The following is a 16,014-nucleotide window of genomic DNA, read 5'->3' as shown; positions in this document are numbered from 1 at the left end:
TTCTTTTTTATTCTTACAATATATTTTTATAGGAAAGCTAGAAGGGATGAAAAAATTGGACAATCAACATAACCAAAATCATATTATGGGAACTTTGCAATGGTTTATATTTTTATTAGCAAATTCAATCGCACTACCAATTGTCGTTGGCGGATTATTTCATCTTACGACGGAAGAAATATTTTATTTAATGCAGCGTACGTTTTTTGTAGTTGGTATATCTTCTTTTTTACAAGGGTGGCTTGGGCATAGACTGCCAATTGCGGATGGGCCGGCTGGATCTTGGGTTGGTGTATTTACCGTACTTGCTTATGCAACGGCCGGACAGGATCAATTACATAGTACACTGCAAATTTTAGAATTAGGAATGATAATCTCCGGTGTTATTTTAATAGGATTAGGAGTAACTGGTTTTATAGGACGTATTTTATTTTTATTTACGCCGCTTGTGACAGGGACGTTTTTACTTTTATTATGTTTACAATTAAGTGGTGTATTTTTAAAAGGAATGTTAGGAATTACAGCTACTATTTCTCAAATCGACGGATTTACAGCAATGATCGCGTTTAGTATATTTCTGTTCGTTATTATACTATCTAATTTTGGAAAAGGCTTTGTCAAAAGTTATGCAGTTTTAATAGGATTAATTAGTGGGTGGATTATTTTTCTCATTGCAGGAAAAGTGACAATCCCATCTCAAGTAACTCATTTTGTGCAACTTCCACATATATTTGCTTGGGGACTTCCAAAATGGAATACTGGTATGGCTGTATCCAGTTTCGTTATGGTATGTATTTTAGTTTCGAATACGGTGGCAGCTATTATAGCAATTAATCAAGCAACTATTCATAAAGCGACTATTGAACAAAAACAGTTGAAAGATGGAACATGGGTTGGGGGGATTTCACATCTCATCTCTTCTGTATTTTCAACTGTAGGTGTCGTTCCGTTACCAGCAACGGCAGGATTTATACGTTTAACAAAACAAAAGTATATACGATCGTTCTTAATGGCATGTGCATTACTAGTCGTAATGTCTCTTTTTCCAAGTATTATTCGTTACTTAGCATCTTTACCATCAGCTGTTGCATCGGCTGTTTTAATGGCTTCGTTCGTACAGTTAATTGGAATTGGATTTAATAATATAAAACAAGTGCCGATGAGTGAAAGGAATGTAACGATCTTAGGCGTTGCAGTATTATTTGGCAGCGGCGTAATGTTTTTACCGTCTGGAGCACTCCAATCCTTGCCGTCTATTATGCAATATATATTCGGTAATGGTTTATTTGTAGGTACGGTTGTAAGTATATTGCTAGAACAAATATGGCGCGTTGGAAAGTAAGTGGATAAAAAGAGTGTACGCACTGTATAAAAGTCTAAAATAACATAGGAAATAAAGCCCATTTTTATTCACCACCTGCACATTTCGTTCATACAATATCTTGACTAAATAAACACCCAACTTACACATACACAGCTCTGGCTTAAGCAAGGAGGGTTATACCAGTTGAAGGAAAAAGCGTATCAATCTAAACCTTTACTCACAAAGAGAGAGAGAGAAGTATTTGAATTGCTGGTTCAAGATAAAACAACGAAGGAAATTGCAGGTGAACTTTTTATAAGTGAAAAGACAGTTCGCAACCATATCTCAAACGCAATGCAAAAGCTAGGGGTTAAAGGACGTTCACAAGCAGTTGTGGAGCTTCTTCGTATGGGAGAGCTCGAATTATAAGAAAGCAGCCGACTTTTATATAAAAGTCGGCTATTTTTTGTTTGCTTCACTTGCTATATGAATGATAAGAACACTCCATACATAAATAGGTAATAAGGAGGGGATATGTTGAAAAGGATACTGTTAGTTTCAACAAGTGCTCATGATATGAATGGACACCCGACTGGTTTGTGGCTGGAAGAGCTCGCAGCTCCTTATCATGTATTTAAAAAGGCTAAGTTTGATGTTGATATTGTGTCAATAAAAGGTGGGAGAGTACCTATAGATAGAGTGTCTATTCCGAATGGTATACCTCGCGAATTCAAGCATGTAGCTTCTTTATTGCAAAATACGAGGCCGATTTCAAATGTTCATTTTTCGGATTATGATGCGGTTTTATTTTGTGGTGGGCACGGGGCGATTGTAGATTTTCCAGGTAATCCATATGTAGCAAATTTGATTGAGAATATGTATAACAATAACCGGATTGTAGCGGCTGTTTGTCACGGAGTAAGCTCTTTAGTCGGTGTGAAAAATAAGGATGGCTCGTTTTTTGTTGCGGGTAAGCGTATAACAGGTTATACAAACGATGAAGAAAGAGCTGTACATTTAGAAAAGCGCGTTCCGTTTTTGTTAGAAAATAAGTTGAAAGAAGAAGGAGCTTTGTTTTATGTAGCCCCCAATTTTACGCCGCATGTAGTAGTAGATGGTCATTTAATTACAGGACAAAATCCACAGTCTAGCGTGGAAATAGGTAAGGCTATAAAAAGGGCTGTAAATAAATTATCGTCATTTTAATTTCTGCTCATTTCTTCTTATTAATGGGAATGTCTTCTTTTCAAAAAAAGATGGAGCAATGAATATGCACTTTATATAGAAGAAACCGACTTTCTTATAGAAGGTCGGTTATTTTTCTATCTTGCAAATTACGAAAAAAAGGAGCAAAATAAAAAAGGTCCTAGTCTATACATGGGCAAATGAAAATTTTCATACAGAAGCATTTGAAGTGAGCGAACTTAAAGTGTGTAAAATATAATGATAAACATAAAAGATGATGAATGAGAAAACGGGTGATGAAGTTGAATAGAGCAATCGGTGTTATCGATTCAGGAGTTGGCGGTTTAACAGTAGCGAAGGAATTAATTCGTCAATTGCCGAAAGAGCGTATCATATATTTAGGAGATACAGCACGTTGTCCTTATGGTCCACGTTCTCGAGAAGAAGTACGTCAATTTACGTGGGAAATGACGGAGCATTTACTAGATTTAAATATTAAAATGTTAGTTATTGCGTGTAATACAGCAACTGCAGTTGTATTAGAAGAGATGCAAAAACAATTACCAATTCCAGTAGTAGGAGTTATTCACCCAGGATCACGTACAGCTTTAAAAGTGACAAACACGTATCACGTTGGGATTATTGGAACGATTGGAACGGTGAAAAGTGGTGCATACGAAGAGGCGTTAAAGTCTATTAATAACCGTGTTATGGTAGAAAGTTTAGCTTGTCCACCTTTCGTTGAACTTGTAGAGAGTGGGAATTTCGAAAGTGAAATGGCGTATGAAGTTGTAAGAGAAACGCTGCAACCACTGAAAAGTACCGATATTGATACACTTATATTAGGTTGTACACATTATCCGATTTTAGGACCTGTTATTAAAAAAGTAATGGGAGATAAAGTGCAACTAATTAGTTCTGGTGATGAAACAGCACGTGAAGTAAGTACAATCTTATATCATAGTAAAATGTTGAATGAAGGAGAAGAACAAAGCGATCATCTCTTCTTAACAACAGGAAAAATAGGCTTGTTTAAAGAAATTGCATCAAAATGGTTTGGTCAACCGATTGAAAATGTGAAGCATATTCATTTAGAAAAAGAATAATAGTAGAATTTATATAAGTGAGCTCCTGAGAAATCAGGAGCTTTTGTTTTATCTTGCTATTTGCTGGGTAGTAAGCCCCTGCTGATTAAAGTTTCAATTTATAAGAGGCACAGCTTGTTCTAAAACGTGAAACAGCTCGTATACATAATAGTACAAACTTAGATTTTAGGGGGGAATGGCATGCCTAAATCCACTTTTAAATGGGTTGTTGGTGCTACTGTGAGCGCTGTTTTACTAACAGGGTGTGGCTTTATAAATCAAGAGAAAGCAACTGAACAAATTGATCCGCCAAAACAAGTTACGTATACAGAGGGTGGGAAGAAAGAAGTAGCTAAAAAAGATAAGCAAGGGCAAATGGTAAATAGAGAACTATACCTTGTTGATAAAAATGGTTATGTTGTACCACAAACGTTAGCTATACCTACTCCGAAAGCAAATGAGACTGTGAAGCAAACGTTAGAATACCTTGTGAAAGATGGACCGGTAACGAATTTATTACCAAATGGGTTTCGTGCAGTCATTCCGGCGAATACAACGATGACCTTAGATTTGAAAAAGGACGGAACGGCAGTTATTGATTTCTCTAAAGAAATGAAAAACTATGCGAAAGAAGAAGAGCGTCAAATCGTTGAATCTATAGCTTGGACGTTGACGCAATTTACAGAGATAAAACAAGTGCAGTTCCAAATAAATGGTGAGAAATTGGCAAAGATGCCGGTTGGTGGTACACCGCTTGGTGAAGGAGTGAGCCGTGCAAATGGTATTAACTTCGATGATGAACAAGTAGCAGATGTAACAAATACAAAACCAGTCACACTGTATTTTATGGCGCAAAATAATAATAAACAGCAATACTACGTACCAGTCACACGCCGCGTTGCGGAAGGTAAAGAAAATGACTATGCAGCAATTATAGATGAGCTTGTAAAAGGTCCGATCCATCAATCGCTCCTGAATGATTTTAATCCAGGCGTTAAGCTTATTACGAATCCGAAATTACAAGACGGAAATCTTACATTAAACTTTAATGAAAATATATTTGTAAACCCAGATAAAAATATGATTTCAAATTACGTATTGAAGTCGTTAGTTTTATCTTTAACAGAAAAGAAAGGTGTGAAAAATATTTCTATTGAAGTAAATGGAAAAGCAAATCTTATAGATGAAAAGGGCGGAAAGTTAATAAAACCTGTAGATCGTCCAGAAAACGTGAATACAGGTAGTTTTTAATCTTGAATAATTTGATATACTTAAGTAAGAAAGGAGAATTGCTTTTTGGGTTCTCCTTCTTTTATTGTATACATATCATACATTTAAATTTGGCTATACTAACGAGTAGTAATTAAGAGGAGGTTATTTTTATGCGAGTAGATGGTAGAGAGAAAACAGAATTACGCCATATACATATTCATACGAATTATTTAAAACATCCAGAGGGATCTGTATTAATTGAAGTTGGGGATACAAAGGTGATTTGCTCAGCAACAATTGAAGAGCGTGTACCACCGTTTATGCGTGGAGAAGGAAAAGGATGGGTAACAGCTGAATACGCGATGATTCCGCGTGCAACAGAACAACGTACGATTAGGGAGTCAAGCAAAGGGAAAGTAACAGGACGTACAATGGAAATTCAACGTCTAATTGGACGAGCATTACGTGCGGTAGTTGATTTAGAAGCGCTTGGCGAGAGAACAGTTTGGATTGACTGTGATGTCATCCAAGCAGATGGTGGAACGAGAACAGCTTCTATTACAGGTGCATATGTAGCGATGGTATTAGCTTTCGAGAAATTATTACAAGCAGAAAAAGTATCTAAAATTCCAGTAAAAGATTATTTAGCAGCAACGTCAGTAGGAATTGTTGAAGAGCAAGGTGTTGTTTTAGATTTAAACTATGCAGAAGATTCTAAAGCAGACGTTGATATGAACGTGATTATGACTGGAAAAGGCCAGTTTGTTGAGGTGCAAGGAAATGGAGAAGAAGCGACGTTTAGTAGAGCGCAGTTAAATGAACTACTTGATGCTGCGGAACAAGGCATTTTCCAACTGATTGATATGCAAAAAGAAGCTTTAGGTGACATCGTATCTCATATAGAGTAGAGGTGGAAAGTATGAAACAAGTTGTTGTAGCGACAAAAAATATGGGTAAAGTACGTGAGTTTGCTGAGTTATTTGAGAGATTTGATTTAGAAGTAAAATCATTACACGATTTTCCTCATATTGAAGAAGTCGAAGAAACTGGTGAAACATTTGAGGAAAATGCGATTTTAAAAGCGGATAGTCTGAGCAAACAGTTGAATGCAATTGTAATCGCAGATGATTCAGGTCTTATTGTAGATGCTTTAAATGGAAAGCCAGGCGTGTATTCAGCTCGTTTTGCTGGAGAGCCGAAAGATGATCAAGCGAATATTGATAAAGTGTTACAAGAATTAAATGAAATACCGTTTGATAAGCGTAAAGCTCGCTTCTACTGTGCATTAGCAGTAGCTTTCCCTGAAGGTGATAAAAAGCCTGTTATTGTAAACGGGACGTGTGAAGGATATATTTTAGAACAGCGCCGCGGAGAAAATGGCTTTGGATATGATCCGATTTTTTATGTGGAAGAATATAAAAAAGCGATGGCGGAACTAAGCTCAGATGAGAAAAATGCCATTAGCCACCGCGGACGTGCTCTTCGTAAATTAGAAGAAAAAATCCCGGAATGGTTTTTAGGAGAATAAGGGAGAGAGATTGATGAAAGCTTTAATCGTAAGCGATAGTCATAGCTCTGTGAAGGAATTACAGCAGTTAAAAGAGAAATATGAAGGGAAAGTAGATATCATGATTCATTGCGGTGATTCGGAGCTAACGCCTGCTCATGAAGAGTTGCAAGGTTTCCATGTTGTAAAAGGGAATTGTGATTATGCTAACTTTCAAGACGAAATCGTAACTGATGTAGATGGCATTCGTTTCTTAGTTGTGCACGGACATCGTCATAATGTGAAAATGACATTACAAACGCTAGCGTACCATGCTGAAGAAGTGGGAGCGCAAGTTGCATGCTTTGGACATTCTCACGTATTAGGTGCGGAATTAATCGAGGGCGTTTTATTTATTAATCCAGGCAGTATTTTATTACCACGTCAGCGTGTAGAAAAGACATTTGCTTTATTAGAAATGGATGAAAATCAAATGGAAGTTCGTTTTGAAACGTTAGACGGACAACTAGTTGAACAAGCAGTTTTTAAAAGAGGATAAGAAAATTTATCCTCTTTTAAAAAAGGTGTTGACTTTATGTGTGGTTATACATATAATAAATATTGTCGATAGGGCAACGGCGCTAACAAAGAAAAGAAAATAACATATGCGGGTGTAGTTTAGTGGTAAAACAAGAGCCTTCCAAGCTCTGGTCGAGAGTTCGATTCTCTTCACCCGCTCCATGTCCCAGTAGCTCAGCCGGATAGAGCATACGCCTTCTAAGCGTACGGTCGGGAGTTCGAATCTCTCCTGGGACGCTAAAAAAACCTTTGCGGTGACGTCAAAGTCCGCAATATATAAGCTCTCTAATTCGTAAGTTGAATCGTACAATGTGCGGTCGCTAACGAGTTAGGGGGCTTATTTTTTTATGTGACAAATTGTATTATAAAAAAATACACCCCCAATTGTTAGTTATGTCTAACAATTTTATTTTCAATTATGTAACTAATTGCATTCATTCTCCCTGTTAGTAATTTCTAATATTTGGAACAGTGAAATAACCATACATGGTATAATTTTCTTATAAAATGCTTTATAAAGAAGGAGGATCAATGCATGAGTTTAAATATGTATTTGGGAGAAGTACAAAGCCAAACTCATAGCATGAACGCTGTATGTTCCTCTACCATTCAAGGTATGGAACAAGCCATTCAGTCGATTGATGCTTTTACAAGCGATACTGTTCTACAAGGGCAAACTTACGATAGTGCAAAAGCATTCTTCGCAGAAACTTTTCGTCCTTTAGCACAAGGAATTATTTATTTATGTGAAGAATTAATCCGTCAGAATGATGCCTTTCCAAATCAATTTCAATCACAAGTCGCTTCCACAGATGTAGTTGAACAAGAACTGTTAGAACAAATTCGAGAGATTGACCGAATGATAGCAAGTACAGAAGCACTCAATCAAGCTATGCCAATCTCGGGCATGGACGCTATGGTAAATCTTTTTATTGAGATGCGGCGTAAAATTCAGGAAAAATTAGAACATCTATATGAATTTAATCGAACGTCTAGTAATAATTACGCAACAGCACTTCAACTAGCCGCTAGTATTGCAACAGGTCTTGCAGAAGTACAAAGTGGAAAAGGATTTAGTCCTGCAAGTGGTACATTTAGTACGAAAGAATTAAATATGGAGTGGGTGGCTTCTATTCAAGCGATTGCAGAAGATAGGAATCGTCAGGCTGATAATTCAATTGAAGAAGGTGCAATGTGTGGCAAACCAAAATCTGATTTAGAGAAAGCTTGGGATGGTCTTTATGATGGTGCAGGAAAAGGTGTTGGAGATGCTTGGGAAGGATTTAAAGCGTTAGGTGACGGTGAAACATGGTCAGACATGTGGGATGCAGTTGTCAACTACGAGGAAACTCTCCCTGCAATGTGGAATGCCTTTTCAGATTCTTTTATGGATGATGTTTGGCATGGTGATGTTGAAAGTGGCTTTCGTTGGGGTTCTTACCTTGTAACATCGGTCGGATTAGGATTCCTTGGAGGTAAAGGGTTGGATAAAGTTTCTACACTTGCTAGAGGAGCTAGATTCTCTAAAATAACTCAGATTACGCCACCACGTTTACAACCTGCTTTTGCAGGTGTTGGTCTAACTGGTGAAGCTATACTTAGTACATTACCACCATCGGGACGCTGGGGGAATTACTTAAGTGGTTATCTTATGTTTGCTAGACCTTCATGGAGGCAGTCTGAACTTGACGTAGGGAAAGAGAACCCCAACTATCGAGAACAAGTTATTTTTAAAGATGGCGAAGAGTTAGAGAAAAAAACAAAAGGTTCTTCTATTCCTGATTTATATAGTGAAGGGGTTAAACATGCAATCGAAGTGAAAAATTATGATGTGTCTACATCAGCTAAGAGAACGAGATTAGCGTATGTTATCGGGAAACAAGTGGAGGCGAGATTAAAAAACTTACCTGAAGGAACTACTCAATCAATAGTTGTTGACATTCGGGGACAAGAGATTGGTGCTAGAGAGATTTTAGAACTAAAGAAAAAGATTCTTGATAAAACAAATAATCAAGTAACAGTGGAAATTAAAAAACAATAATATAAAGGAGGGAATTGAAGATGACAGTAGGATTTGGCGTAGATGTTATTTTTTATGAAGTAGGTCATCCTGATTTGTTACACAGCTTTTTTTCAACAATGTCTTACCATACAGAACCTGAAGGGTGGGGGACAAAATATCCTTTACTTATGAAAGATTTGTACTTTGAAAAATTAAGTTGGGAAGATGTAAAAGAAGCGAGAGAAAATTTAAAAGAGATTCAAAGTGTATTACAAAAAAAGAAACCCGATGAAGTGGTATGGGATATTGAAGATTTAGAAAAGAGACCTCCTTGGGATGGGCAACAGCTTCCACCACAAGTGACAGATTTAACTACATATTATGCCACATCTAGAGGAGTTACCTATTTCGACCTGCTATTTCACGCATTTGATGATGCACAAGAAGTAGAAATAGATATTGTAATACGAAAAAGTTTAGCAGATAAAACACCTTAACTTTTACTGTTAGCATCTTAAACTGAAATAAGGTGATTGAATATGGCAACAGGATTTAAAGCAGATTTTCTATGGTATAGATTAGGTACATCGGATTTTGTACATTCATTTTTCTCAACTATTAGTTTTCATTTAGAAAAAGAAGGTTGGGGAACAAGATATCCACACTTAATGAAAGAACTATATAATGGAAGGTTAACACTCAAAAATATCCCAAAGGCGATTGAGGAAGCGAAAGAAGCTCGTGAAAAATTAAAACTATTCTCACCATCAGAAGTAGTGTGGGACATTGAAGATTTATCTAAGCAACCACCTTGGGGAGATAATATTTCAACAGATATAACAGACTTATCTAACTATTTCTACACAAGTGGCGGTAAAGACATGTTTGAAATGTTATTTAAGGCATGTAACGAAGCTCTAGAATTAGAAGTAGATTTAGAAATAGAGACATTATAACAGGAAAAAGCATGTGTTTTATAATTTTTTTGACTGCTTATGAAAAAGATTGCGTCGAGAAACTGTACTATAATTCAATTAGAAATTGATTATATGGGGTAGGGAATAGGTCAATTAATTGAAAAAGCATCATCTTGACGATAAGGTATATAATAAGGTAGAATTTTAACAAATGGTCAGTTGGCCGAAACAATGAACGATTCAACAAACGGATTATACTAGTGTTTATATATTTAGGTTAAAGACGGGTCGGGAGTTCGAATCTCTCCTGGGACGCTAAAAAAACCTTGTTATCTTTTGATAACAAGGTTTTTTGTTTGTCTACAAATTGATGTATGTGCAAGAGGTTAAAAAATATTATAACGGGATATATGATAATGAGTATATGCAACAGATTAAAGTGCATTAAAAAGAGCGCTTAAAAAAGCTCTTTGCTAGTCAGTTATATTATTTGTTTGTTCAGGCTCATCAAATGGTTTATGCACGTATTGAAAACCATATCCAGCTTCAACGAGAACCTCATCAACCTTTTCTAAAAATTCTTTGCCCCATTCAGTAAAAAGATATTTCCCCAATATCTTAATAACAAAACGATACCCTTTTACTTCAGGATACCTTTCGTAAACCTCGTCACTTTCTATAAAGCCCAAATACAAATTGATTTTTTCTTGCAGTAATTCAATATGTTTTTCCTCATCAGACCAGTCTAATTCATCAGCGATGACTAAATAGGCTATTTTTTCTTCTTTATTGTAGCCCATAAAATCAACTTTTTCTAATTCGTATAAAGACATAAGTACACCTCTTATCTATTGTTTTCTTCTAATTTCAACTTTAGTTGGAGGTATTTCCGTACCACCTACAAAAGGTGGTTTCCCTTTGCCTACAACTGTTGCGCCCTATTCCTCTTATTTAATTTAAAGAATCAATAGGTTTATGGTGGAACTCAAATCCATATCCAGATTCTCCTAACTGTTCACTTACAATATTATAAAACTTTTTACCGCTCTAGTACGATTGAGCAACCGTTATCGAAACTTATTCCTGTTAGTGTGTTACAATTAATAGAAGCGGAAAACGAGAATCTCCAATTGACTGGACCTGTGATTGGTTAGATGGTTTAAGAAGGTCGTATAAAAAAGGGAGATGGCGCAAAGATGGCGAGATCAAATGAGAATGATTTAACGGAGAAATTGGCAGAAGGTCACCGGAAATATGGTGATGGCAATTTTACAGTACAGAACATCGGTGATGAAACTAACCCGAATTGGACTGTCGTAAAAAATGTGAGGAAAGGATCGGCAGGCATTCGCGAAGGAGAAGATATATTAAGACTGCGATCAAAATATATAAAGTAGTAAGGAAATGGGCGGAGCGGGAGTTCGAATCTCTCCTGGGACGCTAAGAAAACCTTGTTATCTTCTGATAACAAGGTTTTTTGTTTGTTTTAAATTAGTTGTTAATAAACTTGTCAAAGACAAAACCATAATCTTTCACATTATATTGTTTCTTCGTATCAACAAGCCAGTTAAAGGCGATCTCGTTCATCTCTTTAAATTGCTCTGCTAAGTTTACTTGTGCGTTTGAAATACGGCTGAAAGCATTAGATGCCATATCTAAACTTTTGTGTGCATATTGTAATGTAATATCGTTGTCGTATGAAATTTCTTCGATTTTAAGTAAAGCCTTATATAAATCTTTTAATTCTTCAATATGTTTTTTATGAACATCAATTGAGTAATGCTCATCGCCCATTTGAAACTTAATTTCTACATCTAAATCAATCGTTCCGGCAGTTTCAAGTGCTACGTTTTTAATTTGATATTTGCTATAACTAAAGCGGCGTAGTGTACGTTTTTTACTTGTCGCACTTGTACCATCTAGATGGAGTAATCCTTTGTTTGTGAAGCAATATTCATCTGATTTCGATTTAATTAGAAAGTAAATTTTCTCTCCATCTTCATGCATTACGTAATCATCAGCATCGACTTTATCGTAATCTTTCGGTGTAATGACAGAACCTACATCGCTTAATCCTAAAACATCGGCAGCTACTTTTTTGAACATATATAATCCCCCTTGCAAAAAAATTCTTAATTGCACAAAAATATATTAACATGATTTTAACAAAGGGTGTTCTTTTAATGAGAAAATATTGGGAGGTAAGTTAAGAAAAGGAACGAATATTATTATAAAATATGTAAAAAGGTGCTGAGAAGAAGTGTACCATCATACAAAAACAAAAGGAGATTTAGCTGTTTTAAAGGCACAAGTTGATTTGTATGAAAAAGGATACATGATTTTAATGCCACAAACAGAGCATTCGCCGTTTGATCTTGTAGTGTATAAAGACGGGAGATTTAAAAGGGTACAAGTGAAATATAGAGAATTGAATGCAAGAGGGATACTAGAAGTTAGATTCCGATCTAGTTATTCTACGACAAGCGGAGTCACTACAAAAGAAGTGAATAAAGAAGAGATAGATGTGTATTGTGTATACTGTCCTCAAACAGATTTTTGTTATTATTTCAATCCAAAATTTTTTAGTAAATCTATTAGTTTAAGAGTGGATTCTCCGAAAAATAACAAAGAGAAAAAGTTAATTTTGCAAGTGATTATAAATAAATTCCGTGAAAGCACCTCAAGCGATATGAGGTGTTTTTCAATCTCTTTTTGAAATCTTACAATTCTGTAAGGTAACTGTAAGGTAGTTCGATGGTAAGAAATTGCTAATCTTTTATAATGAAGATAACAACGATAAAACGAGGAGGCAGAAATGATGAAAGGATTAGTTGTAACGGGCTTGACGGTTGCTTTTGGATTTGTAGCGTATGAGAAATTAACGTATGTAGTTGATGTTGTGAAACATTTGATTGCTTAGAGAAAACAGCCATGAGAGGGAAAGGGAATGAGTGAATGAATGGAATGGTTATTTGGAATTATAGGTACTTGTAGTGTAGTGTTATTGTTCTTTGTCCCAAGTGGTATACTTAGTTCGACAACAAGTTTGTTCTTCTTAAGTTTGTTTGCTTGTACGATGCTTATTATTATGTTTTTAATGAAGCGAAGTAAACCAATCTTCTGTTTTAGCATGATTGTTATGGCAATTATTGTTCTCCAAATTATTACCCTTGTAATATACCCCACAATTATAAAAGCTTTCCATTAATGATGAATCCTCTGCGTTTGTTGCTGGGGATTTTTACTTGTACAATTTTAATTTTTAGTAGAGATTTATTTGTATTGGAATGTAAAAATTAAATATTTTCATATTTCAAACAAATAGTTTTGGGATGTTGTGTTCTCATTACGCATTTGATATATTTACTTTGAACATAATTAAAATCAAGAAAAAGAGGCGGACGTATGGATAAAAAAGAAAATACGGTCGTATTGTTTCCGCAGCTATCAGAGCGCTATATTGATGAAGGTTTTTTAGCGCTGAAAGAGCGGAAGTTCGAAGATGCATTGCGCTGCTTTGAAATATTACGTCAGTATAATGCGGAAACGGAACAAACGGAATTAGCTTCAGTTATTTGTTTACTCGAATTAAAACGTATGGAAGAAGCGAAAGACAAATGTGAACAGTTGCTTAAAACAGGAGTTGTCTTATTTGGTGATATTCTTGAAACGTACGTGACTATTTTAGTTCAAACAAATGATTATGAAGGTGTTATTGAAACTGTTGAAAAGGTTTTACAAACGAAAGATATAATGCCTGATCAAAAGGAAAAATTAGCGCAGCTTGCTTTATTTGCAGAAGGTATGCTAAATGAGGGAGACGCATCGCTAGTGGATTCAAATTTTAAGTTGGATGAGTTTACTAATGAAATTTTTGGAGAAAACTTTGGACAGAAGCTAAGAGCGATTCAGCGACTTTCGTTAAAAGACTTAGATCTTGCATTACCTGTTTTAAAGAAATTTTTAATAGACGAAGAGCAACACCCCTATTTGAAAACTTCTATTTTGTATAAAATGATAGAAAGTCAGGTAGAAGAGGAAATAGAGGTAGAAAAGTTTGGGAATACGATTAAGGTAATTCCAGCATTTACAGGTCATAATGAGGAGCAATCCAATAACATTATACATAAATTATCAAGTCGACTAGAGCAAAATTATCCCGATATATTTGAAGCGATGGTTACATATTGGAAAGAATTGCAAATTAGCATTTTCCCATTCGCTCTATTAATGGATAAAGAAGAGATTTGGTCAGCTGTTTTAGAGAGAATTGGAAGAAAGCGTTTCGGATTGGCTATTGATGAAGAAGAGCTTATGGCAGCATACAATATCGAATTGGAAGAGTTTCATATTGCCTATCAATGGTTATTACGTGTTGAAAGAGAAGGATATTTGCCCGTATAATTATGAAAAAGAATCGTTCAGTTCTTGAAACGAGCATATTCTATGTTATAATATAAGGGTTGCAAAAGGCAGAAAACTGCCTGTTTGTAAGAGAAGAGAAGTGTAATTCTCTTACTTAATATGTTTCATATTATTCTCGAACAAAATATACCGTAGTTGTCTTCTGGGCAATTAGTAGATTGGAACATTATATCTGAAAGCTTTTGCTAGAGGATTATTTGTGTATTTGTTATTTCAAAAAAGAGATAATGAAGATCTTAATCTATAGAGGTATGTGCATACATTATTATAGTTGGAGGGAAAGAATAAATGTCTACAAAATGGGAAAAATTAGAAGGTAACGTTGGCGTTTTAACAATCGAAGTTGATGCTAAAGAAGTAAACAACTCTATCGACGCTGCGTTCAAAAAAGTAGTAAAAACAATTAACGTACCAGGTTTCCGTAAAGGAAAAATGCCTCGTCCATTATTCGAACAACGCTTTGGTATTGAATCTTTATACCAAGATGCTTTAGATATCATTTTACCAAAAGCATACGGTGAAGCGATTGAAGAAGCTGGTATCTTCCCAGTTGATCATCCTGAAATCGACATCGAGAAGTTCGAAAAAAATGCTAACCTTATCTTCACTGCAAAAGTTACAGTGAAACCTGAAGTTAAATTAGGTGAGTACAAAGGTTTAGCAGTAGAAAAAGTTGAAACAACTGTAACTGATGAAGATGTAGAGAACGAATTAAAATCTTTACAAGAGCGTCAAGCTGAACTAGTTGTTAAAGAAGAAGGAACTGTTGAAAACGGTGATACAGCTGTAATCGACTTCGAAGGTTTCGTTGATGGCGAAGCATTTGAAGGCGGAAAAGGCGAAAACTACTCTCTAGCAATCGGTTCTGGTACATTCATCCCAGGTTTCGAAGAGCAAGTAATCGGTCTTAAATCTGGTGAGTCTAAAGACGTTGAAGTATCATTCCCAGAAGAGTACCATGCTGCTGAATTAGCTGGCAAACCAGCAACATTCAAAGTAACAATTCATGAAATCAAAACAAAAGAACTTCCTGAGTTAAACGACGAGTTCGCTAAAGAAGCAGACGAAGCGGTTGCAACTCTTGATGAATTAAAAGCAAAACTTCGCACAAACTTAGAAGAAGGCAAAAAGCACGAAGCTGAGCACAAAGTACGTGACGAAGTAGTAGAATTAGCTGCTGCTAACGCTGAAATCGAAATTCCAGAAGCTATGATCAACACTGAGTTAGATCGTATGGTTCGTGAATTCGAGCAACGTTTAAGCCAACAAGGTATGAACCTTGAGCTTTACTACCAATTCACAGGTACTGACGCTGACAAATTAAAAGAGCAAATGAAAGAAGATGCACAAAAACGTGTAAGAATCAATCTTGTTCTTGAAGCTATCATTGAAGCTGAAAACATCGAAGTTACTGAAGAAGAAGTAACTGCAGAAGTTGAAAAAATGGCTGAAATGTACGGTATGCCAGTAGACGCTATCAAGCAAGCTCTTGGAAGCGTAGACGCTTTAGCTGAAGATCTTAAAGTGCGTAAAGCTGTAGACTTCTTAGTAGAAAACGCTGCATAATAAAATAACAAGGCACGATTAAAATCGTGCCTTGTTTTATAAATATAGAAATATATTTATAAAACTTTTCGATGGAGAAGGAAAAGTTCCTTTACAAGTCGAATATACATATTTCAAAAGTTTTAAAAATTTTTTATTTGTACATAACTAGTCATATTATTTGTATTTCTCGCCACGTAGTGACATAATATGTATTTACATACGATACATTTATCGTGTACATACGAAGGCAAGAGGTTAGCACTTTGTAAGGG

General features: G+C 35.7%; 17 protein-coding genes, 2 tRNA genes and 2 pseudogenes. 18 read left to right on the top strand and 3 right to left on the bottom strand.

Annotated elements, in window-relative coordinates:
- Positions 1 to 46: 46 nt before the first annotated feature.
- From MKY21_RS22595 to MKY21_RS22535, 13 genes are all read left to right on the top strand, one after another.
- Positions 47 to 1,342 (top strand): purine/pyrimidine permease, encoded by a 1,296-nt coding sequence (locus MKY21_RS22595; protein WP_002062437.1) that lies wholly within the window; start codon positions 47 to 49, stop codon positions 1,340 to 1,342.
- Positions 1,343 to 1,507: 165 nt separating this feature from the next.
- Complete coding sequence (gene gerE / locus MKY21_RS22590; protein ID WP_000659484.1) at positions 1,508 to 1,732, top strand: spore germination transcription factor GerE; 225 nt, start codon at positions 1,508 to 1,510, stop codon at positions 1,730 to 1,732.
- A gap of 105 nt (positions 1,733 to 1,837) precedes the next feature.
- The gene (locus tag MKY21_RS22585; protein ID WP_341077421.1) at positions 1,838 to 2,509 is read left to right on the top strand and encodes a type 1 glutamine amidotransferase domain-containing protein; all 672 of its coding nucleotides are present in this window, start codon (positions 1,838 to 1,840) and stop codon (positions 2,507 to 2,509) included.
- Positions 2,510 to 2,784: 275 nt separating this feature from the next.
- On the top strand, positions 2,785 to 3,594 hold the full coding sequence (racE, locus tag MKY21_RS22580) for a glutamate racemase (RefSeq protein WP_000774005.1): 810 nt from the start codon (positions 2,785 to 2,787) through the stop codon (positions 3,592 to 3,594).
- A 180-nt stretch (positions 3,595 to 3,774) separates the two neighbouring features.
- A complete protein-coding gene (gerM, locus tag MKY21_RS22575) occupies positions 3,775 to 4,824 on the top strand; it encodes a spore germination protein GerM (protein WP_001126746.1) in 1,050 nt (349 codons plus the stop codon).
- A gap of 131 nt (positions 4,825 to 4,955) precedes the next feature.
- Positions 4,956 to 5,693: a ribonuclease PH gene (gene rph / locus MKY21_RS22570; protein ID WP_341077417.1), complete on the top strand. Its 738-nt coding sequence runs from the start codon at positions 4,956 to 4,958 to the stop codon at positions 5,691 to 5,693.
- 11 nt (positions 5,694 to 5,704) lie between these two features.
- Entirely contained in the window at positions 5,705 to 6,313 is a 609-nt protein-coding gene (locus tag MKY21_RS22565; protein WP_000815929.1) for an XTP/dITP diphosphatase, read from the top strand.
- A 13-nt stretch (positions 6,314 to 6,326) separates the two neighbouring features.
- Entirely contained in the window at positions 6,327 to 6,830 is a 504-nt protein-coding gene (locus tag MKY21_RS22560; protein WP_000645488.1) for a metallophosphoesterase, read from the top strand.
- A gap of 108 nt (positions 6,831 to 6,938) precedes the next feature.
- Positions 6,939 to 7,012, top strand: a tRNA-Gly gene (locus MKY21_RS22555).
- 1 nt (position 7,013) lies between these two features.
- Positions 7,014 to 7,087 (top strand) — tRNA-Arg (locus MKY21_RS22550).
- A gap of 298 nt (positions 7,088 to 7,385) precedes the next feature.
- Complete coding sequence (locus MKY21_RS22545) at positions 7,386 to 8,891, top strand: T7SS effector LXG polymorphic toxin (protein WP_341077413.1); 1,506 nt, start codon at positions 7,386 to 7,388, stop codon at positions 8,889 to 8,891.
- 20 nt (positions 8,892 to 8,911) lie between these two features.
- Positions 8,912 to 9,349: an Imm70 family immunity protein gene (locus MKY21_RS22540; protein WP_044796513.1), complete on the top strand. Its 438-nt coding sequence runs from the start codon at positions 8,912 to 8,914 to the stop codon at positions 9,347 to 9,349.
- Positions 9,350 to 9,391: 42 nt separating this feature from the next.
- Positions 9,392 to 9,808, top strand: a complete 417-nt coding sequence (locus tag MKY21_RS22535; RefSeq protein WP_016118675.1) for an immunity 70 family protein — start codon at positions 9,392 to 9,394, stop codon at positions 9,806 to 9,808.
- 434 nt (positions 9,809 to 10,242) lie between these two features.
- Here the strand turns inward: MKY21_RS22535 and MKY21_RS22530 are convergent, their stop codons facing one another.
- Together MKY21_RS22530 and MKY21_RS31220 are read right to left on the bottom strand one after the other, a co-directional pair.
- A complete protein-coding gene (locus MKY21_RS22530; RefSeq protein ID WP_000061064.1) occupies positions 10,243 to 10,602 on the bottom strand; it encodes a DUF6572 domain-containing protein in 360 nt (119 codons plus the stop codon).
- 118 nt (positions 10,603 to 10,720) lie between these two features.
- Positions 10,721 to 10,813: pseudogene (locus MKY21_RS31220) on the bottom strand (DUF6572 domain-containing protein); the annotation flags it as partial.
- 152 nt (positions 10,814 to 10,965) lie between these two features.
- Between MKY21_RS31220 and MKY21_RS22525 the strand changes: the two are divergent.
- Positions 10,966 to 11,166: a hypothetical protein gene (locus MKY21_RS22525; protein WP_000124460.1), complete on the top strand. Its 201-nt coding sequence runs from the start codon at positions 10,966 to 10,968 to the stop codon at positions 11,164 to 11,166.
- A gap of 94 nt (positions 11,167 to 11,260) precedes the next feature.
- Here MKY21_RS22525 and MKY21_RS22520 read toward each other — a convergent pair whose 3' ends face one another.
- Positions 11,261 to 11,875, bottom strand: a complete 615-nt coding sequence (locus MKY21_RS22520; protein WP_000475205.1) for a PH domain-containing protein — start codon at positions 11,873 to 11,875, stop codon at positions 11,261 to 11,263.
- Positions 11,876 to 12,029: 154 nt separating this feature from the next.
- Between MKY21_RS22520 and MKY21_RS22515 the strand changes: the two are divergent.
- From MKY21_RS22515 to tig, 4 genes and pseudogenes are all read left to right on the top strand, one after another.
- A pseudogene (locus MKY21_RS22515) lies at positions 12,030 to 12,433 on the top strand (group I intron-associated PD-(D/E)XK endonuclease).
- A gap of 295 nt (positions 12,434 to 12,728) precedes the next feature.
- Complete coding sequence (locus tag MKY21_RS22510; RefSeq protein WP_341077410.1) at positions 12,729 to 12,977, top strand: hypothetical protein; 249 nt, start codon at positions 12,729 to 12,731, stop codon at positions 12,975 to 12,977.
- A gap of 197 nt (positions 12,978 to 13,174) precedes the next feature.
- Complete coding sequence (locus MKY21_RS22505; protein ID WP_206905275.1) at positions 13,175 to 14,173, top strand: hypothetical protein; 999 nt, start codon at positions 13,175 to 13,177, stop codon at positions 14,171 to 14,173.
- Between the two features lie 309 nt (positions 14,174 to 14,482).
- Positions 14,483 to 15,760: a trigger factor gene (gene tig / locus MKY21_RS22500; RefSeq protein ID WP_000105215.1), complete on the top strand. Its 1,278-nt coding sequence runs from the start codon at positions 14,483 to 14,485 to the stop codon at positions 15,758 to 15,760.
- Positions 15,761 to 16,014: the final 254 nt, after the last annotated feature.

The organism is Bacillus sp. FSL R9-9497 (assembly GCF_038005805.1).
Taxonomy (GTDB): domain Bacteria; phylum Bacillota; class Bacilli; order Bacillales; family Bacillaceae_G; genus Bacillus_A; species Bacillus_A cereus.
This window is presented reverse-complemented; position numbering and strand designations above follow the sequence as displayed.

Coding starts and splice junctions, on each gene's coding strand:
- MKY21_RS22595 (WP_002062437.1), top strand. CDS start 47: ATGAAAAAATTGGACAATCAACATAACCAAAATCATATTATGGGAACT.
- MKY21_RS22585 (WP_341077421.1), top strand. CDS start 1,838: ATGTTGAAAAGGATACTGTTAGTTTCAACAAGTGCTCATGATATGAAT.
- racE (WP_000774005.1), top strand. CDS start 2,785: ATGAAGTTGAATAGAGCAATCGGTGTTATCGATTCAGGAGTTGGCGGT.
- gerM (WP_001126746.1), top strand. CDS start 3,775: ATGCCTAAATCCACTTTTAAATGGGTTGTTGGTGCTACTGTGAGCGCT.
- rph (WP_341077417.1), top strand. CDS start 4,956: ATGCGAGTAGATGGTAGAGAGAAAACAGAATTACGCCATATACATATT.
- MKY21_RS22565 (WP_000815929.1), top strand. CDS start 5,705: ATGAAACAAGTTGTTGTAGCGACAAAAAATATGGGTAAAGTACGTGAG.
- MKY21_RS22560 (WP_000645488.1), top strand. CDS start 6,327: ATGAAAGCTTTAATCGTAAGCGATAGTCATAGCTCTGTGAAGGAATTA.
- MKY21_RS22545 (WP_341077413.1), top strand. CDS start 7,386: ATGAGTTTAAATATGTATTTGGGAGAAGTACAAAGCCAAACTCATAGC.
- MKY21_RS22540 (WP_044796513.1), top strand. CDS start 8,912: ATGACAGTAGGATTTGGCGTAGATGTTATTTTTTATGAAGTAGGTCAT.
- MKY21_RS22535 (WP_016118675.1), top strand. CDS start 9,392: ATGGCAACAGGATTTAAAGCAGATTTTCTATGGTATAGATTAGGTACA.
- MKY21_RS22530 (WP_000061064.1), bottom strand. CDS start 10,602: ATGTCTTTATACGAATTAGAAAAAGTTGATTTTATGGGCTACAATAAA.
- MKY21_RS22525 (WP_000124460.1), top strand. CDS start 10,966: ATGGCGAGATCAAATGAGAATGATTTAACGGAGAAATTGGCAGAAGGT.
- MKY21_RS22520 (WP_000475205.1), bottom strand. CDS start 11,875: ATGTTCAAAAAAGTAGCTGCCGATGTTTTAGGATTAAGCGATGTAGGT.
- MKY21_RS22510 (WP_341077410.1), top strand. CDS start 12,729: ATGGAATGGTTATTTGGAATTATAGGTACTTGTAGTGTAGTGTTATTG.
- MKY21_RS22505 (WP_206905275.1), top strand. CDS start 13,175: ATGGATAAAAAAGAAAATACGGTCGTATTGTTTCCGCAGCTATCAGAG.
- tig (WP_000105215.1), top strand. CDS start 14,483: ATGTCTACAAAATGGGAAAAATTAGAAGGTAACGTTGGCGTTTTAACA.